Origin of the sequence: Microbacterium sp. (genome assembly GCF_049650565.1) — a bacterium.
In the GTDB taxonomy this organism is placed as follows: Bacteria; Actinomycetota; Actinomycetes; order Actinomycetales; family Microbacteriaceae; genus Microbacterium.
Genome location: NZ_JBASAK010000045.1, coordinates 13,512 through 39,747 on the forward strand (window position 1 = coordinate 13,512; position 26,236 = coordinate 39,747).

Consider the following 26,236-nt stretch of genomic DNA (forward strand, 5'->3'; position numbering starts at 1 on the left):
GGACCGTGGGCGTGGTCAATCCGAGTCGGCGGCGCGGACGGCATCCACCAGCTCTCGCCAGGCGCCCTGCAGCAGGGCATCCGGCACCACCTGCTCGCGCTGCTCGTCGGGGAGGACGGCGTGGATGCTCCACACATAGCGATCTGCGCCGGTCTGCTCACCGGCATCCATTCGCTGGTCCCACGGACAGCGCTCGACGAGCGCGACCCACTCGGGGGCCTCCTCCGGTTCCCGTTCCACGCGCCAGCGCCGCCGCAGGCCGGCGATGCCGCCGGTGCGCACCACGGCGATGACGATACGGGGGGCCGCGTCGCCGTTGCGGGAGGTGATGGCATCCGATCCATCACCGGGGGTCTCGTACCTGGGCATCCTCGATCACTCCGACGGTGATCCACGCATCGCGAACCGCCTTCTCCACGCTATCCCCGATGTCTGTGGCGGCGGCGATTGTCTGCTCGGCGAACTCTGTGAATGTCGCCGTCTTGGACACTCCGTCGGTCAGCGCGCGGTACCAGACCAGGCCCGCGCCCTCCCAGGCCCTGCCCCCGATCGCCGTCGCGGCCAGGGCGAACGCGCGGTTCGGGATGCCGGAGTTGATGTGCACGCCTCCGTTGTCCTCAGTGGTGGTGACATAGTGCGCCATGTCGGCGGGCTGCGGGTCCTTGCCGAGTTCGTCGTCGTCGTAGGCGGTGCCGGGGTGCATCATGTCACGCAGCGCCCTGCCCTGCACCTGCGGGGTGAAGATGCCCTCGCCGATCAGCCAGGTGGCCCGGTCGACGGTCTGATTCAGCGTGAACTGCTCGGTGAGCGCACCGAACACGTCGGCGCAGGACTCGTTGAGCGCACCGGACTGGCCCTGGTACTCCAGGCCCGCAGTGGTCTGGATCACGCCGTGGCCCAGCTCGTGCCCGATCACCGTGACCGAACTCGTGAAGCCGGTGAACACCTCGCCGTCGCCGTCGCCGAACACCATCTGCGAGCCGTTCCAGAACGCGTTGTCGTACTTCTCGCCGTAGTGCACGGTGGCGTCGAGCGGCGCACCCTTGCCGTCGAGGGAATCGCGCTGGAACGCCTGCAGCAGCAGCTGGAACGTGTCCCCCAGTCCGTCGAACGCCTGGTCGACCGCCGTGTCGGCCACCTCGGGATCGTCCTCGCCCCGGACCTTGTCTCCAGGCAGCTGCTCGGTGTTGTGCGTGTCGTAGATGGTGCGGGTGGGCGCCGCCTGCACGTCGGCGATCAGATCGCCGTTCTCATCGACCGACAGCTGGAGCGTGGAGTGGTACTCCGGACGTCCCTTGATGAGGGTTTGCCTGGCGGCCTCGGCAGCGCGCGTGTACTGGCTCGATCGCGCCAGCTTCGCCAGCAGGTAGCCGGGCACGATCCCCTGGTGGATGGACGCTTCGACGACTCCGGTGGTGCTCATGTGGCCGACCCTACGCCGGGGTCCCGACAATGGTCAGTCCCACTCCGGAACGCCCAGGTCTGGCCGGTAGAATCGGCCCAATGAGCGAGCTCCCGGCATCCGGCATCGACCCCGACGATCTCGCCACCACCATCCGGGTGCTCGCCGAACTCGATCGGGTGGATCAGCAGCATCCGGACTACCTCGCCGTCCGACGCGCCACCTCGAACATGTTCAAGGCCGTCAAGCGCGCACGCCGCAAGGAGATCCGGGATGCCGTGGCCGAGGCCGACAAGGCCGTCGTCGCGCGCACGGCCACCGGCGCCCCCGACCGCATCGACGACGAGACTCGCGGGATCGACCTGGCCACGAGCGTCGTCGACGCACCCATCGCCGGGGAGCTGCTCAAGCCGCGCAACTGCTACATCTGCAAGAAGCCCTACACGCTCGTCGACGCCTTCTACCACCAGCTCTGCCCGGAGTGCGCGAGGTTCAGCCACGCCAAGCGCGACGCCCACGCCGACCTCGTCGGCAGGCGCGCGCTGCTCACCGGCGGGCGTGCCAAGATCGGCATGCACATCGCCCTGCGCCTGCTGCGCGACGGCGCGCACCTGACCATCACCACCCGCTTCCCGCGGGATGCCGTGCGGCGCTTCTCGTCGCTGCCGGACTCGGGCGAGTGGCTGCACCGACTGCGGGTGGTCGGCATCGATCTGCGCGACCCGGCGCAGGTGATCGCACTGGCCGACTCCGTCGCCGCGCAGGGCCCGCTGGACATCCTCATCAACAACGCCGCGCAGACCGTGCGGCGCTCGCCGGGCGCGTATTCCCTGCTGACGGATGCCGAGCTGCAGCCGCTTCCGGATGGCCCGCTGCCCGAGGTGGAGACCTTCGGTCACACCGCCGACCCCCACCCCGAGGCGCTGCAGGCGTCGGTGCACGCCAACCCGCTGCTCTCTGTCGCGGCGCTCGCCGGCACCGTGGCGGAGCGCGGCGGGCAGGCGCTGACTGCCGACGAGCTGACCCGGCTGTCGATGGCGGCGGGTTCGTCGTCGCTGGCGAAGCACGCCGACGGCACCGCCATCGACGCGGGTGGCCTGGTGCCCGACGTCAAGCGCGTGAACAGCTGGGTGCAGTCGGTCGACCAGGTCGACCCTCTGGAGATGCTCGAGGTGCAGCTGTGCAACACCACGGCGCCGTTCCTGCTGATCAGCCGGCTGCGGCCCGCGATGGCGGCATCCGGCGCGCGGCGCAAGTACATCGTGAACGTGTCCGCCATGGAGGGACAGTTCGGTCGCAGGTACAAGGGCCCTGGGCACCCGCACACCAACATGGCCAAGGCCGCGCTGAACATGCTCACCCGCACCAGCGCCGGCGAGATGCTCGAGACCGACGGCATCCTGATGACCGCCGTCGACACCGGATGGATCACCGACGAGCGCCCGCACTACACGAAGGTGCGCCTGGCCGAGGAGGGCTTCCACGCCCCGCTCGACCTGGTCGACGGCGCCGCCCGCGTGTACGACCCGATCGTGCAGGGCGAGGCGGGCGTCGACCTGCACGGCGTGTTCCTGAAGGACTACAAGCCGAGCCCGTGGTGAGCATCCGCGTCGCACGTGCACAGTCTGGGGGCCGACACGCCAGTTCGGTGGATGCTTTGCGGTGATCCATCCTGCAGAGTGGCGTGTCGGCCCCCGAACTGTGCCGATGTTGCGCGGGATGCTGCAGGCCGACCGATCAGCGTGATCGTGGGCCGGCCGGTAAGGCGGGCTCGACGGAGCTCGTCAGTGCGCGGGCAGCTCGAGGTTGGCCGACGCCCACTCCCCGAGCTGGCCGAGGATCGGGAGAAGTCTCCGTCCGCTGCCGGTCAGTGAGTAGGACACCGCGATCGGGGGACCGGCATCGACGGAGCGCGAGACGAGCCCGGTCTGGGCCAGCTCGGTGAGGCGGTCGGAGAGCACGGTGTCGCTGATGCCGCTCACTGCGCGGCGCAAAGACACGAAACTCGCCGGACCCGCGCCCAGGGACGACACGATCATCCCGTTCCAGCGCTTTCCGAGCACGCTGAAGGCCAGCGTGACGGCGGCGTCACACAACTGGATCTCTTGGTCGGCATCCGCCATGGCACCATCATACCGGTGCTACGTTAACGCTTGCCGCTACGAAAAACAAAGCGACAGCGGAAAACGAAAGGTGTTTCATGTCTCTGTTCCGTCTGGATGCCAGCATCCTCCCTGCGACGTCTGCCAGCCACTCGCTCGCCGATCTCGTCGAAGCCGAGTGGACGAGTTCCCACCCGGACTCGACGGTGACCCGACGCGACCTCTCGGTCGACCCCGTTCCGGCGACGACGTGGGCGGCGGCCGTCACCGCGAAGTTCGTCTCGCCAGAGGACCGCTCCGACGAGCAGAGGCGGGCGCAGGCGCTGGCGAGCACGTTCGCCGACGAGATGCTCCAGGCGGATGCGCTGCTGTTCGCCGTCCCGCTCTACAACTACGGCGTCTCCCAGCACTTCAAGACCTGGTTCGATCTCGCGTACACCGAGCCGCGCATCGACCCGCAGGGGACGGCCCTTCGCGGCAAGCCGGCGACGCTGGTCACCGTGCTCGGCGGCAACTACTCGCCCGGGACGCCGAAGGAGGGCTGGGACCACTCCACGGGGTGGTTGCGCCGCGTGCTGGAGGACGTCTGGGGTCTGGACCTGCGGATCGTGCAGCGGCCGTTCACGCTGGTGGGCGTCAATCCCGCGCTGGATGCGTTCACCGAGGTCGCCAACGAGCTGAAGCAGCAGGCCGAGGAGTCGGCGCGCACGTACGGACGGGAGCTCGCCGCGACGCGGCAGAAGCGTGCGGCCTGATCCGACTGCGCTTGCGCTTCGGGGGCCGACACGCCGGATGCCGGACGGAATCGCGGTAATCGTCCGCGATGTGGCGTGTCGGCCCCCGATCTGAAACGAGGACGGATGCCGGTGATCCGGCCCTACAGGCGGTCCACACCCGTCACGCGAATGACAGCGGCACCCTCCTCGTCGGAGGCTGTCAGGTCAACCGTGGCTGAGATGCCCCAGTCGTGGTCGGCGGCGGGGTCATCGAGGATCTGGCGGACGGTCCACTCCGCTGCGCCCTCCTCGATGATCAGCAGCGCCGAGCTGCGAGCATCCGCGCCGGTGAGGATCTCGTCGTGCTCGGCGTAGTACGCATCCAGCGCCGCGTCCCAGCCGGTGAAGCCGGGGTCGAGGGATGCCAGCGACTCCACGTCCTCACGGGCCGCCAGCTGCACTCGGCGGAACAGCTCGTTGCGCACCAGCACGCGGAACGCACGGGTGTTGCCGGTCAGGCGCTTCGGCGCGGGAGGCACGACGGGCTCGTCACCCTTCGTCAGCGAGCCGGTGTCCGAGCCGCTGATCAATTCCGACCACTCATCCAGCAGGCTCGAATCGACTTGGCGCACCAGTTCGCCCAGCCACTCGATGAGGTCATGCAGCTCCTCGGTCTTCAGATGCTCGGGGATGGTCTGCGACGCCGCGCGATAGGCATCCGAGAGGTACCGCAGCACCACGCCCTCTGAGCGGGCGGTCTTGTAGAACGCAACATATTCCCCGAACGACATGGCTCGTTCGTACATGTCGCGCACGACGGACTTCGGATGCAGTTCGAAGTCACGGATCCACGGCTGCGCAGCGCTGAACGTGCTGAACGCAGCCGACAGGAGCTCCTCCAGTGGCTTGGGCCAGGTGATCTGCTCGAGCAGCTCCATGCGCTCGTCGTACTCGATGCCCTCTGCCTTCATCGCCGCCACCGCCTCGCCGCGGGCGACGAACTCCTGCTGCGAGAGGATCGCGCGCGGGTCGTCCAGCGTCGACTCCACGATCGAGATCATGTCCAGCGCGAAGCTGGGCGACTCGGGGTCGAGCAGCTCGAACGCCGCCAGGGCGAAGGGGGACAGCGGCTGGTTCAGCGCGAAATTCGGCTGCAGGTCGACGGTCAGGCGGATGCCCTTCGACAGGCTCAGGGAACCATCGTCCCGGGACCCATTCCCCTGCGGCGCTGAGCCTGTCGAAGGGTCGTCGTCGAACGTCTCCACGACCCCGGATTCGCGCAGCGTCCGGTAGATCCCGAGCGCACGCAGCGCCAGCATCCGCTGCCTGTCCCGAGGCTCATGGTTGTCATATACCAGTGCACGCATATTCGCGAACGCGTCGCCGCCGCGGGCGATGACGTTCAGCATCATGGCGCTGGTGATCTGCATGTGCGAGGTGAGCGTCTCGGGCTCCGAGTCGATGAGCTTGCGGAACGACGGCTCGCCCCACGACACGAATCCCTCCGGCGCCTTCTTGCGGATGATCTTGCGCTTCTTCTTCGGGTCGTCGCCGGCCTTGCGGATCGCCGCGAGGTTCTCGGTCTCGTGCTCCGGCGCCTGCGCGACCACGGTCCCCGTGGTGTCGTAGCCGGCGCGGCCGGCCCGCCCCGCGATCTGGTGGAACTCGCGGGCGTTCAGCTGCCGCATCCGCTGCCCGTCGAACTTCGTCAGCGCCGTCAGCAGCACCGTCCGGATGGGCACGTTGATGCCGACGCCGAGGGTGTCGGTGCCGCAGATCACCCGCAGCATGCCGCGCTGTGCGAGCTGCTCCACCAGCCGGCGGTACTTCGGAAGCATGCCCGCGTGGTGCACGCCGATGCCCATCCGCAGCAGCCGCGAGAGCGTCCGCCCGAACGCGGTCGTGAAACGGAACCCGCCGATCAGCTCCGCGATCGCATCGCGCTGCTCGCGGGTGGAGACCTTCGCGCTGGCGAGCGCCTGCGCGCGCTCCATGGCCGCGGCCTGCGAGAAATGCACGATGTACACCGGTGCGCGATCCGTGTGCAGCAGATCCTCGATGGTCTCGTGGATGGGCGTCGTCTCGTAGAAGAAGTGCAGCGGCACGGGTCGTTCCACTCCGGTCACGACCGCCGTCTCGCGCGCGGTGCGGTGCGTCAGATCGGATGCCAGTGACGTGACGTCTCCGAGCGTCGCGGACATCAGGACGAACTGCGTCTGCGGCAGCGTGAGCAGCGGCACCTGCCAGGCCCAGCCCCGGTCGGGGTCGCCGTAGAAGTGGAACTCGTCCATCACGACCTGGCCGACGTCGGCACCCGACCCTTCCCGCAGTGCGAGGTTGGCGAGGATCTCGGCCGTGCAGCACACGATGGGGGCATCCGCGTTGACCGATGAATCTCCGGTGACCATGCCCACATTCGCCGCGCCGAAGATGTCGACCAGGCTGAAGAACTTCTCGCTCACCAGGGCCTTGATGGGTGCCGTGTAGTACGTGCGGCGACCGGAGGCCAGCGCGGCGAAGTGCGCCCCGACGGCCACCAACGACTTTCCCGTGCCGGTCGGCGTGGACAGGATCAGGTTCTGGCCGGAGACGATCTCGATGACCGCCTCGTCCTGCGCAGGGTACAGGCTGATGCCCGTGGACTCCGCCCACTCGACGAACGCCGTGTACACGGCATCCGCATCGGCGTCGCGGACGGGAGCGGGATCGAGAAGCATGATGTCTCGATCCTTCCACCTCGGCTCGAAGCGTCGACCCGTGGAGGTCGAACACGCCAACCCTTCGAAGCTGCACGCGATGTGCACAGGAGACTCACGTCGGAATGTCGGCTTGCGCTCAGGATATGCATAGGGCCAATATGAGCGTGTCGGTCCACCCAGCCGACGAGGCCTCATCGGAGGGGTGAGGCGAGGGGGGTCACAGGAGACGCTTTGAAGAAGCTCACTGCGTGCACAGCCGCGTTCGCGACTGTCGCGGCGATGTCGTTCGTATTCATTCCACCCGCCTCGGCGGACACCGGCGACGGGACGATCACGGTCTCCGTGGTCAAAGACGTCAACGTGTCGAGCACCCGCGATGCCGCGGATGCGCCGATCAACGGCGTGACCGTGCGTATCTCAGATGCGTCGGGTCACACCATCACGCGCTCGACGAACGCCGGCGGTCAGGTCGTGCTCGCGGCGACTGACGCGGGCAACACGCTCGTGGGCAGCAAGTACCGCGTCGATGTGGTCAACCCCAACGCGGGTGTCTACTCCGAGGCGACGATCCTCGACGGGCATGCCGAGCCGCAGTTCGCGCCGACGACGTCCTTCGTCGACGTGTCCGCCGGCGCAGATGCGACACTCTCCGTCGGGTACGTCGACCGCAGTACCCTGGGGGCGTCGAACGCCACGATCTACTCGGCCCTGCAGCCGGACAGCATCTGGCCCGGTGCTACAGAGAATAAGGAGATCTACTCGGTGCCGTATCGGCTCAACAAGCCGCCGGCCGCCGTCACGCAGCGCGTCACCACGGGATCGGTCTACGGCATCGGACTGGATCAGAAGGCGCAGAAGATCTACGCCGGAGCGTACGCCAAGCGCGGCTCGACGTATGGTCCAGGCGGTCCCGGCGCGATCTACCGAGTCGACCCGTTCACCGGCGCGACCGAGGTCTACGCCACGGTTGCGGATGCCGGCACCACAGCGCACGACATGACCGAAACCAACTTGGCTGGCCAACAGCTGCAGGACTACTCGTTCCGCACGGCCGTCGGCCGCGAGTCTCTAGGCGACGTCGAGGTCACCGAGGACTCCAAGTTCCTGCTGGCCGTCAACATGCACACCGACTCGGTGGTGGTCTATCCCGTGCAGGGTGCGGTGGACCCGGCTCCGACGCAGACGCTGGCCATTCCCGCGGTGAACTGCGCCGCGGATGAGGACTGGGCGCCCATGGCCATCGGACAGAACGACGGCAAGATCTACATCGGCGCCACCTGTGGTGCGACGTCCGAGGCCACGGTGATCGAGTACACGATCTCCGCGCAGGGCATTCTCGCCCCGACGGGTACGGTTCTCTCCGGCGACCCGACGACCGCACCGGGGCACAGCGGCGTCGCGTCCGGCAACATCCCCGTGAGCGCCGTCTGCCAGCCGGTGGACTGGCGGCCGTGGGGCGATGATGTTCCACAGGCCTGCATCGATGGCTCCATCATTACGTCGCCGCCGGATCCTGCCGGGCAGGGCCTTTCCGGACAGTTCTCGGTGCCGCAGCCCATGCTCTCCGACATCGAGTTCACCCAGCCAGGCGGGATGATCCTCGCCTTCCGCGACCGTGGCGGCGACCAGTACAGCTCGATGCTGTACTACGGTCAGCAGACCGATGGCGACAGTGCGTACGCGAACTACATCGCCACTGGTGACATCGTCGGCGTATGCGCCTCGGGCTCGACGCTGGACTTCAACTGCCGAACCACGCTGAACCGCAGCGGTGACTTCGATGACTTCGGCGGATTCCACAACGAGGCGGCCTTCGGCGGAATGGTCGCCGTCCCGGGCACCGACCGGCTGGTGATCAACCAGATGGATGCCACCGAGCTGTGGTCCAACGGACTGCGCGCGTTCAACCCGGCCACGGGTGATAGGGCCGCCGGCTCCACTGGATCCACCGACGTCCTGGTCACCAATGACTTCCAGAAGGCGCAGGGCCTCGCCGACATGGAGGCGCTGGTTCTGAACGCCACCCAGCAGATCGGCAACCGCATCTGGCTGGACACCGACAAGGACGGCATCCAGGATCCGGACGAGCCGATCGCCGCGGGCGTGCAGGTGTCGCTGTACGACACGGCGGGCACCCTGGTCGCAACGACCGAGACCGACGAGAACGGCGAGTACTACTTCTCGACCTCCGATGGGCTGCAGCCGGCCACGGACTACCAGATCCGCTTGGATCGCCCGGCCGACTTTGCCGCCGGCGGTCCCCTGGCGGGCACCGATCCCACGCTCACCGCAGCGGGCGGGGACCGCGGAATCGACAGCAACGGTGCCACGGCCGATGTGGGCGGAACGCCGACGGTGGTCGCGAACATCACATCTCCGGCGGCCAACGTCAACGACCACTCGATCGACTTCGGCTTCGCGCCCAAGCCGGTCTCCATCGGCGACTACGTCTGGATCGATGCGGACAACGACGGCCAGCAGGATGCCGGTGAGGCTCCGGTGCCCGGTGCGACTGTGACGCTGCTCGACAGCACAGGCGCGACGGTCGCTACCACGACCACCGACGCCGACGGGTACTACTCGTTCACCGATCTGCGAGCCAGCAGTGACTACACGGTGGTCTTCCCGACCACGGTGACGGTCAACGGGCGCACGTACGGCCTGACCGGGCCGACGCGCGGAGACACCGCAACCGATTCCAACCCGGCCACGGACACCGGCAGGGCGCCGGTGACCACTCCGGCGTCGGGGAGCAACCTGAGCACGCCGGGCGATGCCGACGACCCCACCATCGACGCGGGCTACGTGCCGCTGGTCTCGATCGGCGACTACGTGTGGATCGATCAGGACGGCGATGGCATCCAGGATGCCGGAGAGCCCCCGGTGCCCGGAGCGACGGTCAATCTGCTGGCGCCCGACGGAACGGTGCTCGACACGACCACGACCGACGCGAACGGCTACTACGCGTTCGGCAGCCTTCCCGCGCTGACGGACTACATCGTCGAGTTCCCGACATCCGTGAACGTGAACGGCACGAATGTGACGCTCACGACGCCTGGTGCAGGCGGCGACCGCGGCGCGGACTCGAACCCCGCGGTGGCCACGGGTCGTGCGCCGGTGACCACTCCCGCCACGGGTGTGAACTCCACCGAACCCGGTGAGGCGGACGATCCCACCATCGACGCGGGCTACATCGTGCCGCCGGTCTCGATCGGCGACTACGTCTGGATCGATGCGGACCGTGACGGCGTTCAGGATGCCGGCGAGAAGCCGGTTCCGGGTGCGACGGTGAGGCTGCTCACACCCGGTGGCACAGAGGTCGCGACCACGACCACCGACGCGGACGGCTACTACGCGTTCACCGATCTCGCTCCGGGGACGGACTACATCGTGGAGTTCCCGAATGCGGTCGTCGTGGACGGCGTGAACTATTCGTTGACCACGCCGACGCAGGGCGATGCCACGACGGACTCCAACCCTGCAGTGGACACCGGCCGCGCGTCTGTGACCACGCCGCTGAACGGCAGCAACTCGGCCGAGCCCGGCCAGGCAGACGATCCGACGATCGATGCGGGCTACGTGGTGGATCTGGTCTCGGTCGGCGACTACGTGTGGGTCGACGCCGACGGCGATGGCATTCAGGATGCGGGCGAGAAGCCGGTGCCCGGTGCCACGGTGACGCTGCTGAACCCCGACGGCACCGTGGCCGCGACGACCACGACCGACGCGAACGGGTACTACGTCTTCACCGACCTGCCCAACTCGACTCCCTACGTGGTGGAGTTCCCGACGACGGTGACCATCGATGGCACGGTGATGCCGCTGACCCAGCGCGCCGCCGGCGACGACCGCTCCGTGGACTCGAACCCCATCCCGGAGACGGGCCGCGCGGCGGTCACCACGCCGGCGAGCGGGTCGAACTCGGCGCAGCCCGGCCAGGCCGATGACCCGACCATCGACGCGGGCTACATCGTGCCGCCGGTCTCCATCGGCGACTATGTCTGGATCGATGCGGATCGCGACGGCGTGCAGGATGCCGGTGAGAAGCCGGTTCCCGATGCGACGGTGACGCTGCTGAACCCCGACGGCACCGTGGTCGCGACCACGACCACCGACGCGGACGGCTACTACGCGTTCACGGATCTGACTCCGAACACGCAATACGTGGTGGAGTTCCCGACGACGGTCACCGTCGACGGCGTCAACCATGAGCTGACGACTCCCGGACAGGGTGACGGCGCGACCGATTCGAACCCGGCGGTCGACACCGGCCGCACGACGGTGACGACGCCGGCGAATGGCACGAACTCGTCCGAGCCTGGCCAGACCGACGTGCCGAACGTCGATGCCGGCTATGTGCCGGTGCTGGTCTCGGTCGGCGACTACGTGTGGCTCGATCAGGACGGCGACGGCATGCAGGACGCCGGTGAGAAGCCGGTTCCCGGTGCGACGGTGAAGCTGCTGAACCCCGACGGTACCGTGGTCGCGACGACCACGACCGACGCGGACGGCTACTACGTCTTCACGGACCTGCCCAACTCGACGGACTACATCGTCGAATTCCCGACGACGGTCACGGACGATGGTGTGCCGCAGCAGCTCACCACGCCCCGGGCGGGCGGTGACACGGCAGCCGACTCCAACCCGGCTGTCGCCACCGGACGCGCACCGATCACCACCCCTGCCGACGGAAACAACTCCGCGGTTCCGGGCGAGGCGGATGATCCGACGATCGATGCCGGGTACACGCCGATCCTGGTCTCGGTGGGCGACTACGTGTGGTTCGACGCCGACCGTGACGGCGTGCAGGATTCCGGTGAGACGCCTCTCGGGGATGTCACCGTGAAGCTGTACGACGAGGACGGCACGCTGGTCGCCACGACGAAGACCGATGAGCACGGGTACTACGCGTTCACGGATCTGAAGCCGTCCACGCAGTACACGGTCGAGTTCCCGAAGAGCGTGATGGTGAAGGGCAAGACCGTTCCGCTGACCTCGGCGAACCGTGGCGGCGACGACGCGCGGGACTCCGATGCGAACCCGAGCACGGGCCGCATCACGTTCACGACGCCGGCTACGGGGTCGAACTCCGCGGATCCCGGCAAGGCCGATCTGCCGACGCTGGATGCCGGTTACGCTCCGGAGCCCGTGCCGTTGGCGATCACCGGTGGCGCCATGCCGTGGGCTCTGGGCGGCGTGGCCATGCTGCTGCTGATGATCGGCGCCGGGCTGGTGCTCGTCCGCCGTCGCCGCACGGCATCCGCCGAGGGGAACACGGATACCGCCGGTAACCTGTTCTCGTGAGCAATGCGCTGCTGAGGGCCACCGCGATCGTCGCGGTGGCCCTCGGCCTGCTCTCCGCGACCGGCTGCGGTCCGGGGCCCTCCGAGCAGCCCACGCAGAAGGTCGTGCACGTGCCGGCCGACGCCACGCTGTCGAAGGCCGGGGCCATGGTGGCCGACGGCGGCATCATCCTGATCGCCCCCGGCACGTACACCGAGTCGCTGGATGTCCGCGCCGATGACGTGACCGTGCGCGGTGAGGACCGCAACAAGGTCATCATCGACGGCGAGCTCACGCGCAGCAACGGCGTGGTGGCGACGGGCGAGCGCATCACGGTCGAGAACCTCACGGTGCGCAATCACCTGCAGAACGGCGTGCTGATCACGGGCGCCACCGACAAGAACGGCGCGGGGGTCGCGCGCGGTCCGGACGGCTACCTGCCATCCGACGTGCCGCCGCCCGTGCCCGGCTACCTGGTGCAGGACGTCACTGCGAACAACAACGGCCTGTACGGCATCTACGCGTTCAACCGCACCGACGGCGTCATCCGCGACAACCTCGCCAGCGGCGGTTCGGACTCCGGGATCTACGTCGGCCAGTGCGCAGAGTGCAATGCCGTCGTGCAGGACAACGTCATCACGCTCAACGCCTCGGGCCTCGAGCTGGCCAACGCCTCGCATGTGGTGGTCACCGGCAATCGCATCGTCGGCAACCGCATCGGGGTCAGCGTGCTCAGCAACTACCTCGAGGCGCACGGGCCGAGCACCGCGGTGCGCGTCGTCGGCAACGTGATCTCGGACAACGACGAGCCCGCCACACCCGCGCAGGCGACAGGTGCGTTCGGCGTCGGCATCGGGCTCGGCGGAACAGTGGATGCCGAGGTGCGGGCCAACACGATCAGCGGCAACACGTCGGTGGGCGTCTGGATCGTGTCCGCGGACGACTTCGCGCCCACGGGCACACGGGTGTCCGACAACGCGTGGTCGGGCAATGCGCTGGACGTCGCGTTCGCCGCATCCGCCACCGCTCCCGGGACGGACAACTGCTTCGTGCTGCCGGCTACGGCGCTCACATCGCCTGCGGGTCTCAGCGGCTGCAACGCGATCGGGGTGCCCTTCGCGCAGCCGGCTGCCCCGAAGGGGCTGGCGTTCTCCAAGGTGGCGCTGCCACCGGAGCGTCCGGGGCTGTCGAAGACGGACACGGCTCCGCGCACTCTGCCGAAGACGATCGAGCTGCCGGCGCTGGACGGCATCGTCCCTCCTGCTGCGGACCTGCTCGCGAAGGCGGTCTCGTGAGGCGATGGCGTGCTGCCGTTCTGGCCGTGTGCACCGCGCTGCTGCTCTCCGGCTGCAGCGCGGGCCTGTCGGATTCCGGTCAGCCGTTGACCATCGAGCAGGCTGACACGCTCGCTCAGGTCAGGTTCCGGCTTGCTGCGGGCGGAGACGCCGTCGTCGCGCTGACGGCGGGCAAGACGGACTCCGTGGATCACGTCTCCGCGACGCTCACTGTCGACTTCGACGACGGCATCGCCTGGGGTGAGGTGAAGCGCGGGCCCGAGGGCATCGCGGTCACCGAGCACCTGGCGTTCAACCCGAAGGTGTGCCTGGTCGAGAAGGACGGTGTCTGGCAGCAGGAGAGCAGTCCGTCGCCCATCATGGCCGTCGTCTTCGGCATGGGTGCCGACCGGCCCGAGAACTCCACGCTGCTGCGGCAGTCGGACGCCCGCTATCTCGGTCAGGCCGACGACGACGGGGTGGAGCTGCAGGTGTTCCGCTCGCCGAGTGTCGACGGACAGAAGGCGCGCACCAGGCTGTGGGTCGATGAGCACGGCGCGCTCAGACGGCTGGATGCCGGAGATGACGACGCCCTGGTCATCCGGCCGACCGGCGCGAAGCCCGCCGCACGCATCCCGGCCGTGGACCAGGCGTTCGGGGCGCATGGTGACTGAACGTGACGACGCACAGGGGCGGGTCACGCGGGATGAGGGGACCGCGATGGGCCGACCCACGCGCCGCGGTCTGTTCCTGGCGGCCGGTGGCGCGGCTGTCACGGGTATGGCCGGCTGGGCGCTGCGCGGCGCGCTGACGCCCGGAGCCGAACCTGCGAGAGCCGAGCAGACGCCGGCGTCTGCGGCGTTGCCGACGGCGGACCGTCGCCCCGGCATCACTGCGCCCGAGGTGCCGCAGCATCACGCGCTCATCGAGGTGCTGACCTTCACCGCCGTCGATTCCCCCCGACTTCTCGCGCGGGTGCGGTCGATGCTCGCGCGACTGCCGAAGCTGCCGGCGGATGCCGGTGAGCTGACGGTCACGGTCGGGTTCGCCCCGCGCCACGCGAAGGTGCTGTGGCCGGAGCGCGCGGCCGCGGCATCCGATCTGCCCTCCTTCGCGAACGACGCCGACGGCGTCGTGACCGGCGGTGATCTCGCCGTGCAGGTGTGCGCCGAAACCGTCGCCGGCGTGCGCCAGGCCGCAGATGCCGCGCGCGAGCTGCTCGGCGGCACGGTGCTCTGGCAGCAGCTGGGCGTGCGCGACGCCCCGACGTCGTACGGCACGGCGCGCACCTCCGCGGGATTCATCGACGGCATCATCAATCCCCGCACCGCCGAGGAGCTCGCGGCCGGCGTCTGGACGGATGCGTCCTCGCGCGACACGCACTGGGTGCTGCGCCGGATGTGGATCTCGCCGGATTTCGGGCGACTGGATGTGAGCGCGCAGGAGCGCGCTTTCGGACGTCACCGCGACACCGGCGCCCCGCTGTCGGGGGGAGGGACCCGGGCGCAGATCGACCTGTTCGCGAAGAAGCCCGACGGCGAGATGCTGACCCCGCTCGACGCGCACGCCCGCCGGGCGCACCCTGCCAACGTCGGCCGTGGGCTGATGCTGCGCCGCAGCTACAGCATCGACGGCGAGGCGGCCGTGGGGCTGCTGTTCATCGCGTTCCTCTCCGATCCGACGACGTTCGTGCTCACCCAGCGTCGTCTGGACGAGAAGGATGCATTCATCTCGCACACTCGCACCGACGCATCCGGCTGCTTCTTCGTTCCCGGCGACCTCTGATCCGCGCATCGCTGACGCATCGGTGACGCGATGTCCTGCGATCGGGCCGAGAAGGCTCCGGACGGGAAACTGTCAGAATATGATCATATGATGAAATCGTCATCCCATTGATCCGCAAGGAGAGCGCCATGTTCAGCGACCCGAACCGTCCGCTGTACGAGGTGAAGGCCGGGCTGTTCAAAGGCCTCGCGCATCCCATCCGCATCCGCATCCTCGAGGTGCTCTCGGCCGTGCCGGAGTCCTCGGTCTCCGAACTGCTCGCGCAGATCGATCTGGAGGCTTCGCACGTCTCGCAGCACCTGGCAGTGCTGCGGCGGAATCGACTCGTGATCTCCGAGCGTCGCGGCAGTCTGGTGTTCTACCGGCTCGCCTATCCCGAGGTGGCCGATCTGCTGCGCGTCGCGCGCGCCCTGCTGGGCGAGATCCTGCAGACCACGCAGCAGCAGCTGATCGAGCAGAGCGGGATGCCGGTCATTCCCGAGCGCACATGAATCCCCGCTCCCTGCTGCCGTCCCGCACCGACTACGCGGCCGTGTCGCGCACCTGGCGCGGCGATCTGCTCGCCGGCGTCACCGTCGGCATCGTCGCGCTTCCCCTGGCCCTCGCGTTCGGCGTCAGTTCGGGTGCCGGTGCGGAGAGCGGCCTGGTCACCGCGATCATCGCGGGCGTCGTCGCGGCCGTCTTCGGCGGCTCGAACGTGCAGGTCTCCGGTCCCACGGGGGCGATGGTCGTGGTGCTCGCGCCCATCATGGCGTCCCAGGGCACCACCGCCCTGGCACTGATCTGCCTGCTCGCCGGAGCGCTGGTGCTGTTGGCCGGCGTGCTGCGCCTCGGACGAACGATCAGCTACATCCCCTGGCCGGTGATCGAGGGATTCACGCTCGGCATCGCGGTCATCATCTTCCTGCAGCAGGTGCCGACCGCCACCGGCACGAAGCCGGGGGAGAGCACCAATGCCGCGATCTCGGCTGTGCAGTCGCTGATGACGGCATCCTGGCCGAAGCTGGGCTGGTCGCTACTGCTCGTCGCGGTCGTGGTGGCGATCATGCTGGTCTCGCTCACGCTCGCTCCGAAGTTCCCCGGATCCCTGCTGGCGATCGTGGTCGCCGGGCTCCTGGCCGCCCTCCTCGGGCTGCCGGTCGACGTAATCGGCGAGCTGCCGACAGGACTGCCGGCGCCGACGCTGCCGCTCGTCGAGCCGCGTGCGGCCCTCGGGCTGCTCGGCCCGGCGCTGGCTGTCGCCGCCCTGGCGGCGATCGAATCGCTGCTGGCCGCTCGCGTCGCCGCCAGCATCTCCGACACCGGCCCCTATGACGCCGACCGCGAGCTGGTCGGCCAGGGGCTGGCGTCCATCGCCGCCGGACTGTTCGGAGGGATGCCCGCCACCGGCGCCATCGCCCGCACGGCGGTCAGCATCCGCGCCGGTGCCCGCACCCGGCTGGCGGCCGTCGTGCACGGCCTGCTGCTGCTCGCCGTGGTGCTGGTCGGGGCGTCCGTCGTCTCGCGCATACCACTGGCCGCACTCGCGGGCGTGCTGATGGTCACCTCCTGTCGCATGATCGCGCCCTCCACGGTGCGCGCGGTGATGGGCTCCACGCGGGCGGATGCCGTCGTGTTCGTGATCACCGCGGCCGTGACCGTCAGCGTCGACCTGATCTACGCCGTGCTGATCGGGCTGCTCGCCGCCGGGTTCTTCGCCCTGCGGCAGCTGGCGAAGACCAGCGGCGTGCACCGCGAGGAGCTGCCGGGCGCCGCGCGGTCCGGCGACGAGCGGATCGCGCTGTTCCGCCTCGATGGTGCGCTGTTCTTCGGGGCGGCCGAACGCATGATGGAGCGCGTGATCACCCTGCGCGAGGTCGAGGTGGTCATCATCCGGATGTCGCAGCTGCAGATCCTCGACGCCACAGGCGCCCAGGTGATCACCGACATGATCGTGTCGTTGGAGCGTCGCGGGATCACAGTGCTGGTGAAGGGCATCCAGCCGAGGCACCTGAAGCTCGCCGAGCACGTCGGGGTGCTGCGCTCGCTGCGCCACCAGAACCATCTCTTCGACGACCTCGGCGAAGCCGCGGCGCACGCCCGGAGTCACATCATCCGCGCCGCAGCCTGACCTGGATCCCGAGGCGCGCGCCGCTCAGGAGACCGCCGCGCGCAGCGCGATCTCGATCATGTCGCCGAAGGTCTGCTCGCGCTCCTGCGCGGTCGTCTCCTCGTGCGTGACCAGGTGATCCGACACTGTGCACACCGCCAGCGCCCGCCGCCCGTAGTACGCGGCCAGCGTGTACAGCCCGCTGGTCTCCATCTCGACACCCAGCACGCCGTGCGCGACCAGCGGCTCGGTGAGCTCGGGGCGGGTCGAGTAGAACTGGTCGCTGGAGTACAGCAGGCCGACGTGCACCGTGTTCGCGAGCGGAAGCGCCTCCGACGCCTCGACGGCCGCCCGCAGCAGGGAGAAGTCGGCCACCGGGGCGTAGTCCAGCCCATGGAAGCGCTGCCGGTTGATCCCCGAGTCGGTGCAGGCGCCGTTGGCGATGATGATGTCGCGCATCGCGACCTTCTCGGTGAGCCCTCCGCAGGAGCCGACGCGCACGATGGTCTGCACCTCGTACGAGTCGAACAGCTCGTTGGCGTAGATCGACATCGACGGCTGCCCCATGCCCGAGCCCTGCACCGAGACGCGGTGCCCGTTCCAGGAGCCGGTGAAGCCCAGCATCCCGCGCACCTCGCTGTACAGGTTCGCGCCCTCGAGGAAGTTCTCGGCGATCCACTTGGCCCGCAGCGGGTCTCCGGGGAACAGGACGATGGGGGCGATCTCGCCTGGCGCGGCGGCGATGTGCGTGCTCATGCTCCCAGCGTATGTCGCCGGGTGGTGGTTGCATGAGGGGATGAACGTCGAGCGGATGCTGCGCGAGCAGGAGCGGATGCTGTGGGCGACCGCCGTGTGCTTCGCCCTGGGCGCGCTCGCCGGGGCCGCCGTGCTGTGGGGTGCGGTGCGGCCGTTCGACGGAGTCGGCGCGGTGCTGGTCTCCGGTGGCGTGCTGATCCCGGTGGCGCTGGTGGCGGGTGTCATCGCCGCGGGTGCGTTCGTGGTGAGCGGACGGATGCACAGATCCGGCGAGACGGCGCTCATGCCGGACTGGCAGGCGCTGGTGTCGAACGTCAGCGGTGTCGCCGTGGGCGCAGCGCTCGCCGGGGTGACGGGGCTGGGCGTGCTGCTGGCCGGTGAAGTGCTGGCCACAGGCCTCCAGGGGGTTCGGGTCTCGGCGATCGGCGGAGGGGTGTTCGCCGGCGTCGCGTCCGCTCTCGGCGGGCGGTTCGCATTCCGCACCGGCATCCGCCTGACCACCCGCGACATCGCGTCGCTGATGTTCGCGTTCCTGATCATCGGCACGCTGTTCGCCATGCTGACGGCATCCGATCCCGCCTGGTGGAGCCGCAGCTTCTCGGATCTCGGAATCGGCACGCACGGCTGGGCGTTCAATGGCACGGTGGTCATCGCCGGACTCCTCGTCGCGACGACCGGCTCGTACCTCGGCCGCGACCTGCACCGGATGCTGGGGGATGCGGCGCTGCGGGGCATCGCGGCCGTCGTGACCGCCTGGGCGGTGGCCGGGCTCGCACTCGCGGCCGTGGGCATGCTGCCGCTGAACGAGGCGCCGCTGCCGCACGCCATCGCCGCGTTCGCCGCGCTGGTTCTGATCCTCGCCGGAGTCGTCATGACGACGCTGCTGATGGGGGAGCTGCGGATGCTGCGTGCGCTGACCGTCGCGCTCGTGGTGCTGGTCGTCGTCGCCGTGATCCTGGCGTTCGTCGCGCACGTGCTGCCCGTCGCGGGGCTGGAGGCCGTGGTCGTGGGCCTGGTGCTGCTGTGGTTGTCCACGCTCACCCGGCTGCTGTGCATCCTGGCGCCCGAGGAGTCGCGGCCGTCCGCCCGTCGTTCGCCGCTCCGGGCCGGCTGAGCGTCCTCATTGCGGAGCCGCACTTGCGGAGCGGCATTTGCGGAGCCGCACTTGCGGAGTGCGGGCGAGTGCGTGTTAGGTTAAGTAAGGCTTACCTAAGCCTGATCCCCTGACCTTCACGAAAGGCACTGCTGTGCGCCTCTCCCGCCTTCTCGCCGCGACTGCGGCGGCCGCTCTCGCCCTCGGACTCGCCGCCTGCTCGCCCGCGGCGACCGCCGACTCGCAGGGCCCGGCCAGTTCGGCATCCGACTCCGCCTTCCCCGTCACGATCACGCACGTGTACGGCGAGACCACCATCCAGAAGCAGCCCGAGCGGGTCGCCACGATCGCGTGGGCCAACCACGAGGTGCCGCTGGCGCTGGGCGTCGTGCCGGTCGGCATGAGCAAGGCGACCTGGGGCGACGACAACGGCAACGGCGTGCTGCCGTGGGTCGAGGACAAGCTGAAGGAGCTGGGCGCGAAGACCCCGGTGCTGTTCGACGAGACCGACGGCATCGACTACGAGGCCGTCGCCGACACGCACCCCGATGTGATCCTCGCCGCATACTCCGGACTGACGAAGGAGGAGTACGAGACCCTCTCGAAGATCGCCCCGGTGGTCGCATATCCGAAGACCGCATGGGGCACCTCGGTCGACGACATGATCACCATGGACTCCGAGGCGATCGGAAAGGCCGCCGAGGGGAAGAAGCTCATCGCCGATCTGCATGCGCAGACCGAGGCGGCGCTCGACGCGCACAGCATCCTGAAAGACAAGAAGGTGCTGTTCGCCTACCTCGACCCCAGCGACCTCAGCCAGATCGGCTACTACACGGCCGCCGACACGCGTCCCGGGTTCCTGAAGCAGGCCGGCCTGCCGATGCCGGCGATCGTGCAGAAGCACGCCGACAGCAAGGACTTCTACCTCACGGTCAGCGCCGAGAAGGCCGATGAGCTCAGCGACGTCGACCTGTTCGTCACCTACGGCGACGACACCACGCTGGCGGCGCTGCAGGCCGACCCGCTGCTGTCGAAGATCCCCGCCATCGCCGCGGGCCACGTCGCGATCCTGCCCGATGCCACTCCGCTGGCAGCCTCTGCGAACCCGTCGCCGCTGTCGATCCCGTGGGGCCTCGACACCTACTTCGCCCTGCTGGCCGCGCCGCTCGAGAAGTGACCGTCGCCGCATCGATCGGGTCGGATGCCGCCACCGTGCGGCATCCGATCCCGGTGCGCGCGCTGTGGCTGCTGGCGGGATGCGCGGCACTGGTCGCGCTCTCCGTCGTCTCGGTGTCGTTCGGGATGCGTGCGGTCAGCCCCGACGACATCGTCGCCGGCCTCACCGGGCACGATGCGACGATCGCGCAGGCCGCGGTCCTCAAGCGCGTACCGCGCACGGTTCTGGCGATCCTCGTCGGCGCCGCATTGGCGATGTCGGGCGCCGCCATGCAGGCCGTCACCCGCAACCCGATCGCAGACCCGGGCATCCTCGGCGTGACCGGCGGCGCTGCGCTGGCGGTCGTCATCGGACTGGCGTTCTTCGGCCTCAGCAGCGCGTGGGGGCAGATCGCCGTGGCCATCGTCGGCGCCGCGGTCGCCGCGGTGTTCGTCTACGCCGTCGGGTCGCTGGGCCGCGGCGGCGCCACTCCGCTCAAGCTCACGCTCGCGGGCGCCGCGACGTCCGCCGCGTTCGCCTCGCTGATCAGCGCGATCATGCTCCCCCGCGTGGAGCTGCTGCAGGCGTGGCAGTCCTGGCAGGTCGGTGGCGTCGGCGGCGCGGACTGGGCCAAGATCGGCGTGCTGGTCCCGGTGCTGGCCGTGGGCGCACTGATCTGCCTGGCATGTGCGCGCGGCATGAACTCCCTCGCCCTCGGAGACGAGCTGGCCGCGGGACTGGGCGAGAGCGTGTTCCGCACCCGGCTGGTCTCGGCGCTGGGCGCCGTGCTGCTGGCCGGCGCAGCCACCGCCATCGCCGGCCCGATCGGCTTCGTCGGGCTCGTCATCCCGCATCTGTGCCGGATGCTGGTGGGCACAGACCATCGGTGGCTGCTGCCGCTGTCGGCCATGGCCGGTGCCGTGCTGCTGGTGGCCGCCGATGTGGTGGGCCGGGTGGTGGCGGCCGAGGAGGAGCTGCAGGTCGGCATCGTCACCGCGGTGATCGGCGCGCCGTTCTTCATCTGGATCGTGCGCCGGCAGAAGGTGCGGGAACTGTGAGCGCGACGCTTCGACAGGCTCAGCGCCCCCGTCTCTCGCCGAGCGCTGCCGTCATCATCGCCGGACGTCGCCGTCGCCGCCGCCGTCACGCCACGGCCGGCATCGTGCTGGGCGTGATGGTGCTCGCGCTGGCCTGCACGGCTCTCATGGTCGGCAACACGTTCTACGGCCCCGCTGAGGTGATGCAGGTGATCCTGGGCGGGCAGGTGCCGGGTGCCTCCTTCACCGTCGGCGAGCTGCGTCTGCCCCGCACCGTGCTGGCCGTGCTGGCCGGAGGCGCGTTCGGCATCGCGGGCGTCACCTTCCAGACCATGCTGCGCAACCCGCTGGCATCCCCCGACATCATCGGCATCTCCGAGGGCGCGAGCGCCGCGGCCGTCATCGGCATCGTGGTGCTGGCCGCCGACGGGCCGATCATCGGCATCCTGGCGCTGGGCGGTGCGCTGGTGACGGCCCTGGCCATCTACCTGCTCGCCAACCGCGGCGGGTTCGCCGGCACCCGGCTGATCCTGATCGGCATCGGCGTGGCAGCGATGCTGCAGAGCGTGGTGTCGTACGTGCTCTCCCGCGCCGCGCAGTGGGACATCCAGACGGCCATGCAGTGGCTGACGGGCAGTCTCAACAATGCCTCCTGGGATCGTGTCGGGCCCGTCGCGATCGCCATGGTGGTGGTGCTGCCGGTGCCGCTCGTGCAGTCCCGCGCGCTGAGCATGCTGCGCCTCGGCGACGACTCGGCTGCTGCGCTCGGCGTGCGGGTGGGCGGTGTGCGGATGCTGTTCATCGTCGGCGCCGTGGCGCTGCTGGCGTTCGCGACGGCGGCCACCGGCCCCATCGCGTTCGTCGCCTTCATGGCAGGCCCCATCGCCGCGCGCGTCACCGGCCCCGGCGCGAACCTGCTGGTGCCGAGCGCGCTGGTGGGCGCCGTGCTGGTGCTGGCCGGCGACCTGATCGGCCAGTTCGCGTTCGGCGCGCGCTACCCGGTGGGCGTCATCACCGGCGTGCTGGGCGCGCCGTACCTCATCTACCTGCTCATCCGCATCAACCGCCAGGGAGCGTCACTGTGACCGTCAGCCACCAGCTCGAGGCATCGGGCGTCACCCTCGGCTACGGGGAGCGCACCGTCGTCGACGGCCTCGATCTGGCCATCGCGCCTGGCCGGATCACCTGTCTGGTCGGCGCCAACGGCTGCGGCAAATCCACGCTGCTGCGGGCCCTGGCGAGACTGCTGCGCCCGAACGCCGGCGAGGTGGTGCTGGACGGCCGGTCCATCCACACCCTGCCCACCCGCGCGGTGGCGCGCGTGCTGGGGCTGCTGCCGCAGTCGCCGATCGCGCCGGAGGGCATCGCCGTGGCCGACCTGGTGGGCAGGGGCAGGCATCCGCACCAGAAGGCGCTCGCGCGCTGGAGCGCCCGCGACTACGAGGTCGTGGCTGACGCGCTGGATGCTACTGGCATCACCGATCTTGCGGACCGTGCCGTCGACGAGCTGTCCGGCGGGCAGCGGCAGCGCGTCTGGATCGCCATGGCCCTCGCGCAGGAGACCGACATCCTGCTGCTGGACGAGCCGACAACGTTCCTCGACGTGGCGCACCAGGTGGAGGTGCTCGATCTGATCACCGATCTGAGCCTGGAGCGCGGCACGACCATCGTGATGGTGCTGCACGACCTGAACCTTGCCGCGCGGTACGCGCATGAGCTGGTCGCCATCAGGGACGGCCGCGTGCACGCCGCCGGCGCCCCCGATCAGATCCTCACCAGCGAGCTGGTGCAGGAGGTGTTCGGGCTGAGGAGCCTGGTCACCGACGACCCCGCCACCGGCAAGCCGATGGTCACACCGATGGGAAGGCACCATGTCCGCTGACACCCTTGAGAAGTCCCCGTTCGTGCTCGCGCTCGCCGAGGTGCGCCGCGTGCAGCAGATCTCGCCGAGCTTCGTGCGCGTCACCTTCGGCGGGGTCGAGCTCGATGAGTTCGGCACGCCCGGTGACGTGTTCGACACCCGCATCAAGATCGTCTTCCCGCCGGCATCCGGCGTGCTGCCCGCGATCGATCGGGGCGCCGACGACTGGTGGAGCGCCTACCTGGCGTTCCCCGAGTCCGAGCGCGGTTCGATGCGCACCTACTCGATCCGGGAGCTGAAGGCGGATGCCGCGGGTACCGAGGTCGTGGTGGACTTCGTGCTGCACCTGGCGCCGGGGCTCACCGGTCCCGCCTCGCTGTGGGCCAGTCGCGCCGAGCCGGGGGATGCCGTGCTGCTGGTGGGACCGCGCCGCGGCCGTCCCGAGCGCGGCGGCATCGAGTACGCGCCGGGCACGGCATCCCGCGTCTGCCTGGTCGGCGACGAGACGGCGGCGCCGGCCATCGCGCGCATCCTCGAAGACGCCCCACGGTCGTTGCGCGGGGTCGCCTTCATCGAGGTGCCGTCGGCTGTGGATGTGCTGTCGATCGATGCGCCTGCGGGCGTGGACGTGCACTGGCTGCCGCGCGGCGATGCCGCGCACGGCCTGCGCCTGATCCCCACGGTGCTCGATCACCTGGGCTCTGGTTCGTCGGGCGGGGAGATCGTCGTGCAGGATGCCGAGGGCGAGGATCTGGTGTGGGAGACACCGGTGTACTCCGGACTCGGCGAGGAGCTGGCATCCGAGGGATCCCACGACGACCGCTACTTCTGGATCGCCGGCGAGAGCGGCGTGGTCACCACGCTGCGCAGGCACCTCGTGAAGGGCATGGGCATCGATCGCGCGCAGGTGGCGTTCATGGGCTACTGGCGGCGTGGCGTCGCCATGCGCGGCTGACACCGCGGCTGGCGTGGGCGGGCTGTGCAGGTCCGCGGGCGGGCCGGATCGAATATGCATGCTGCAGGTCGTCGCGGGGTGCGTTCTCGATCCAGATCGGTCGTGCGGATGCGGATGAGCACCGCCGCGTATCCTAGAAGCTGCGACTGGCGTGGCCGGGTGACCGGCGGGGAGCAACGCAACGGCATCGACCGCCTGGGTGCCCATCACAGATGGGAGTGCCCGTGCGCTACGGGATGAATCCGCACCAGTCCGCCACCGTCATCGGAGGCCCCGCCATCCTCGGCGGCGAGCCCTCGCTGATCAACTACCTCGACGCGCTGAACGCCTACGCGCTGGTGCGCGAGGCCGATGAGGCCGGCGGCCTGCCCGCCGCCGCATCCTTCAAGCATGTGTCTCCGGCCGGCGCCGCACTGGCCGGGGCGGTCGACGATGTGGCGGCGGAGACCTGGCGCACGCCCGGGGTCGCCACCGACAGCCTGATCTCCGCGTACGTGCGTGCCCGCGACGCCGATCCGAAGTCGTCGTTCGGCGACGTGGTGGCACTCTCGCGCCCGCTGGATGCCTCCACCGCCGACTTCCTGCGCACGGTGATCTGCGATGCCGTCATCGCCCCGGGGTACGAGCAGGGTGCGGTCGACGTGCTGCGGACCAAGAAGGGCGGCAGGTTCTTGATCTTCGAGGCGGGCTCCGACTGGCGGCCGCCCGTCCGTGAGCGCCGTGAGGTGCTCGGCGCGGTCATCGAGCAGGATCGGGATGCTGCGGATCTGGCCGCCGCGCTCCCCGCGGGCGCCCTCGACGACGCGCACCGCCGTGACGCCCTGCTGGGCATGGCCACAGCCCGGTACACGCAGTCGAACTCCGTCGTGCTGGTGCGCGATGGTGCAGCCGTCGGCATCGGCGCGGGGCAGCAGAACCGGGTGGACTGCGTGCGGCTCGCCGGCGCCAAGGCGCGCGTGTGGTGGCTGCGCCGGCATCCGTTCGTCCGCGAGCTGCCGACGCCGGATGGAATGCGGCGGCAGGACCGACTGAACTGGCAGATCCGCTTCGCGGGTGCGGAGATGACCCGCTCGCAGCAGGTCGAGTTCGCCGGGCTCTTCGGCGACAAGGCGGCCGCGCGCTACGCCGACCAGATCTGGCGCGAGGAGTGGGCGGCGAAGCTGGACGACGTGACGCTGGTCTCCGACGGCTTCCTGCCGTTCCGCGACAACGTCGATCACGCCGCCGAGTTCGGGGTGTCCACGATCGTCGAGCCCGGGGGATCGACCCGTTCCGATGAGGTCGCGGCGGCAGCATCCGAGCACGGCATCACGCGCGTCGAGACGGGCCTGCGCCTCTTCCACCACTGAGCGCCCGCCCCGTCGTCAGCCCTGGCGGCGCACCATCTCGGCGATCCACGCGGGCGCGAACGGGCTGGTGCAGTTCGGCGGCGTCGGGTAGTCGGCCAGCACCTGCAGGCGCTCGCCGATGGCGATGGCGCGCTCGCGCAACGCCGGGTGATGGATGCCGATGGTGGCCAGGGTCTCGTTCATCGCCCACTGCTCGCGCGACGGCGCGTCCTTGAGCTCGCGTTCGATGCGGTCCAGCAGCGCGTCCAGGTCCAGGCCGTCGGGCTTCTTCGCCACCCGCACCGAGGTCAGAGACCATGCGGCGGCTCGGGCATCGGAATCCGCATCATCCCTCCATCGCTCGCGCAGGGACTCGGCCCGGGGTGACTTCTTGGCGATGTAGTTCACCAGCCAGTCGTGCGCCTTCGCGCTGCGGGTGCTGCGCAGCATCCGGTCGATCTCATCGGCCGACAGCTCGCGCGGGTTGGCGATCAGCAGCGCCAGCAGCTGTCCGGCGACATCCTCGGCGGACCACAGCTCGCGCGCCAGGTCGGTGGACAGCCCGATGCTCTTCGCCAGCGCCCGCATTCTCGACAGGTTCACGCCGTGCGCATCGCCATGCCGCTCGTTGACGGCACGCGCCTTCGGATCCTCGAGGGCTGCGAGTTCGGCGAGGGCCTCGGGAGCGGTGATCTGCATG

21 protein-coding genes are annotated in these 26,236 nt (G+C 69.5%); 15 read left to right on the forward strand and 6 right to left on the reverse strand.

What is annotated here, in order from left to right; translation table 11 throughout:
• Positions 1-15: 15 nt before the first annotated feature.
• Both WA967_RS08600 and WA967_RS08605 read right to left on the reverse strand, forming a co-directional pair.
• Positions 16-369, reverse strand: a complete 354-nt coding sequence (locus WA967_RS08600) for a protealysin inhibitor emfourin (RefSeq protein WP_424421239.1) — start codon at positions 367-369, stop codon at positions 16-18.
• Positions 344-1,423: a M4 family metallopeptidase gene (locus WA967_RS08605; protein WP_424421242.1), complete on the reverse strand. Its 1,080-nt coding sequence runs from the start codon at positions 1,421-1,423 to the stop codon at positions 344-346. Before WA967_RS08605 ends, WA967_RS08600 begins: the two co-directional genes overlap by 26 nt.
• Before the next feature lie 80 nt (positions 1,424-1,503).
• Here WA967_RS08605 and WA967_RS08610 point away from each other — a divergent pair, with 80 nt between their 5' ends.
• Positions 1,504-3,003, forward strand: a complete 1,500-nt coding sequence (locus tag WA967_RS08610; RefSeq protein WP_424421244.1) for an SDR family NAD(P)-dependent oxidoreductase — start codon at positions 1,504-1,506, stop codon at positions 3,001-3,003.
• A 183-nt stretch (positions 3,004-3,186) separates the two neighbouring features.
• On the opposite strand, the gene WA967_RS08615 is transcribed toward WA967_RS08610, so the two are convergent.
• Entirely contained in the window at positions 3,187-3,525 is a 339-nt protein-coding gene (locus WA967_RS08615; RefSeq protein WP_424421247.1) for a winged helix-turn-helix transcriptional regulator, read from the reverse strand.
• Positions 3,526-3,602: 77 nt separating this feature from the next.
• Here WA967_RS08615 and WA967_RS08620 point away from each other — a divergent pair, with 77 nt between their 5' ends.
• Positions 3,603-4,259 carry an FMN-dependent NADH-azoreductase gene (locus tag WA967_RS08620; RefSeq protein WP_424421249.1) on the forward strand — a complete coding sequence of 219 codons (657 nt, stop codon included), beginning with the start codon at positions 3,603-3,605 and terminating at the stop codon, positions 4,257-4,259.
• A 122-nt stretch (positions 4,260-4,381) separates the two neighbouring features.
• Here WA967_RS08620 and WA967_RS08625 read toward each other — a convergent pair whose 3' ends face one another.
• Positions 4,382-6,937, reverse strand: a complete 2,556-nt coding sequence (locus tag WA967_RS08625) for a DEAD/DEAH box helicase (RefSeq protein WP_424421253.1) — start codon at positions 6,935-6,937, stop codon at positions 4,382-4,384.
• Between the two features lie 213 nt (positions 6,938-7,150).
• Between WA967_RS08625 and WA967_RS08630 the strand changes: the two genes are divergently transcribed.
• The 6 genes from WA967_RS08630 to WA967_RS08655 all read left to right on the forward strand — a co-directional run bounded on the left by WA967_RS08630 (position 7,151) and on the right by WA967_RS08655 (position 17,371).
• Positions 7,151-12,223, forward strand: a complete 5,073-nt coding sequence (locus WA967_RS08630; RefSeq protein ID WP_424421255.1) for an SdrD B-like domain-containing protein — start codon at positions 7,151-7,153, stop codon at positions 12,221-12,223.
• On the forward strand, positions 12,220-13,497 hold the full coding sequence (locus WA967_RS08635) for a NosD domain-containing protein (RefSeq protein WP_424421258.1): 1,278 nt from the start codon (positions 12,220-12,222) through the stop codon (positions 13,495-13,497). The genes WA967_RS08630 and WA967_RS08635 overlap by 4 nt, the downstream gene beginning before the upstream one ends.
• A complete protein-coding gene (locus WA967_RS08640) occupies positions 13,494-14,150 on the forward strand; it encodes a hypothetical protein (protein ID WP_424421261.1) in 657 nt (218 codons plus the stop codon). Before WA967_RS08635 ends, WA967_RS08640 begins: the two co-directional genes overlap by 4 nt.
• A gap of 46 nt (positions 14,151-14,196) precedes the next feature.
• Positions 14,197-15,261 carry a Dyp-type peroxidase gene (locus WA967_RS08645; RefSeq protein ID WP_424421264.1) on the forward strand — a complete coding sequence of 355 codons (1,065 nt, stop codon included), beginning with the start codon at positions 14,197-14,199 and terminating at the stop codon, positions 15,259-15,261.
• A 128-nt stretch (positions 15,262-15,389) separates the two neighbouring features.
• A complete protein-coding gene (locus WA967_RS08650; RefSeq protein ID WP_424421266.1) occupies positions 15,390-15,752 on the forward strand; it encodes an ArsR/SmtB family transcription factor in 363 nt (120 codons plus the stop codon).
• A complete protein-coding gene (locus WA967_RS08655) occupies positions 15,749-17,371 on the forward strand; it encodes a SulP family inorganic anion transporter (protein ID WP_424421269.1) in 1,623 nt (540 codons plus the stop codon). The genes WA967_RS08650 and WA967_RS08655 overlap by 4 nt, the downstream gene beginning before the upstream one ends.
• Before the next feature lie 24 nt (positions 17,372-17,395).
• Here the strand turns inward: WA967_RS08655 and deoD are convergent, their stop codons facing one another.
• On the reverse strand, positions 17,396-18,106 hold the full coding sequence (gene deoD, locus WA967_RS08660; protein WP_424421271.1) for a purine-nucleoside phosphorylase: 711 nt from the start codon (positions 18,104-18,106) through the stop codon (positions 17,396-17,398).
• A 40-nt stretch (positions 18,107-18,146) separates the two neighbouring features.
• On the opposite strand from deoD, the gene WA967_RS08665 reads away from it, so the two are divergent.
• From WA967_RS08665 to WA967_RS08695, 7 genes are all read left to right on the forward strand, one after another.
• Complete coding sequence (locus WA967_RS08665; protein WP_424421274.1) at positions 18,147-19,220, forward strand: DUF998 domain-containing protein; 1,074 nt, start codon at positions 18,147-18,149, stop codon at positions 19,218-19,220.
• A 133-nt stretch (positions 19,221-19,353) separates the two neighbouring features.
• A complete protein-coding gene (locus tag WA967_RS08670) occupies positions 19,354-20,376 on the forward strand; it encodes an iron-siderophore ABC transporter substrate-binding protein (protein WP_424421276.1) in 1,023 nt (340 codons plus the stop codon).
• Entirely contained in the window at positions 20,373-21,413 is a 1,041-nt protein-coding gene (locus WA967_RS08675; protein ID WP_424421279.1) for a FecCD family ABC transporter permease, read from the forward strand. The genes WA967_RS08670 and WA967_RS08675 overlap by 4 nt, the downstream gene beginning before the upstream one ends.
• Positions 21,410-22,477: a FecCD family ABC transporter permease gene (locus WA967_RS08680; RefSeq protein ID WP_424421281.1), complete on the forward strand. Its 1,068-nt coding sequence runs from the start codon at positions 21,410-21,412 to the stop codon at positions 22,475-22,477. Before WA967_RS08675 ends, WA967_RS08680 begins: the two co-directional genes overlap by 4 nt.
• The gene (locus WA967_RS08685) at positions 22,474-23,274 is read left to right on the forward strand and encodes an ABC transporter ATP-binding protein (protein ID WP_424421284.1); all 801 of its coding nucleotides are present in this window, start codon (positions 22,474-22,476) and stop codon (positions 23,272-23,274) included. Before WA967_RS08680 ends, WA967_RS08685 begins: the two co-directional genes overlap by 4 nt.
• Positions 23,264-24,208 (forward strand): siderophore-interacting protein, encoded by a 945-nt coding sequence (locus WA967_RS08690; RefSeq protein ID WP_424421286.1) that lies wholly within the window; start codon positions 23,264-23,266, stop codon positions 24,206-24,208. Before WA967_RS08685 ends, WA967_RS08690 begins: the two co-directional genes overlap by 11 nt.
• A gap of 212 nt (positions 24,209-24,420) precedes the next feature.
• A complete protein-coding gene (locus tag WA967_RS08695; protein ID WP_424421288.1) occupies positions 24,421-25,557 on the forward strand; it encodes a phosphoribosylaminoimidazolecarboxamide formyltransferase in 1,137 nt (378 codons plus the stop codon).
• A 15-nt stretch (positions 25,558-25,572) separates the two neighbouring features.
• On the opposite strand, the gene WA967_RS08700 is transcribed toward WA967_RS08695, so the two are convergent.
• Positions 25,573-26,235, reverse strand: coding sequence for a DNA alkylation repair protein (locus WA967_RS08700; protein WP_424421290.1), 663 nt, complete (start codon positions 26,233-26,235; stop codon positions 25,573-25,575).
• Position 26,236: the final 1 nt, after the last annotated feature.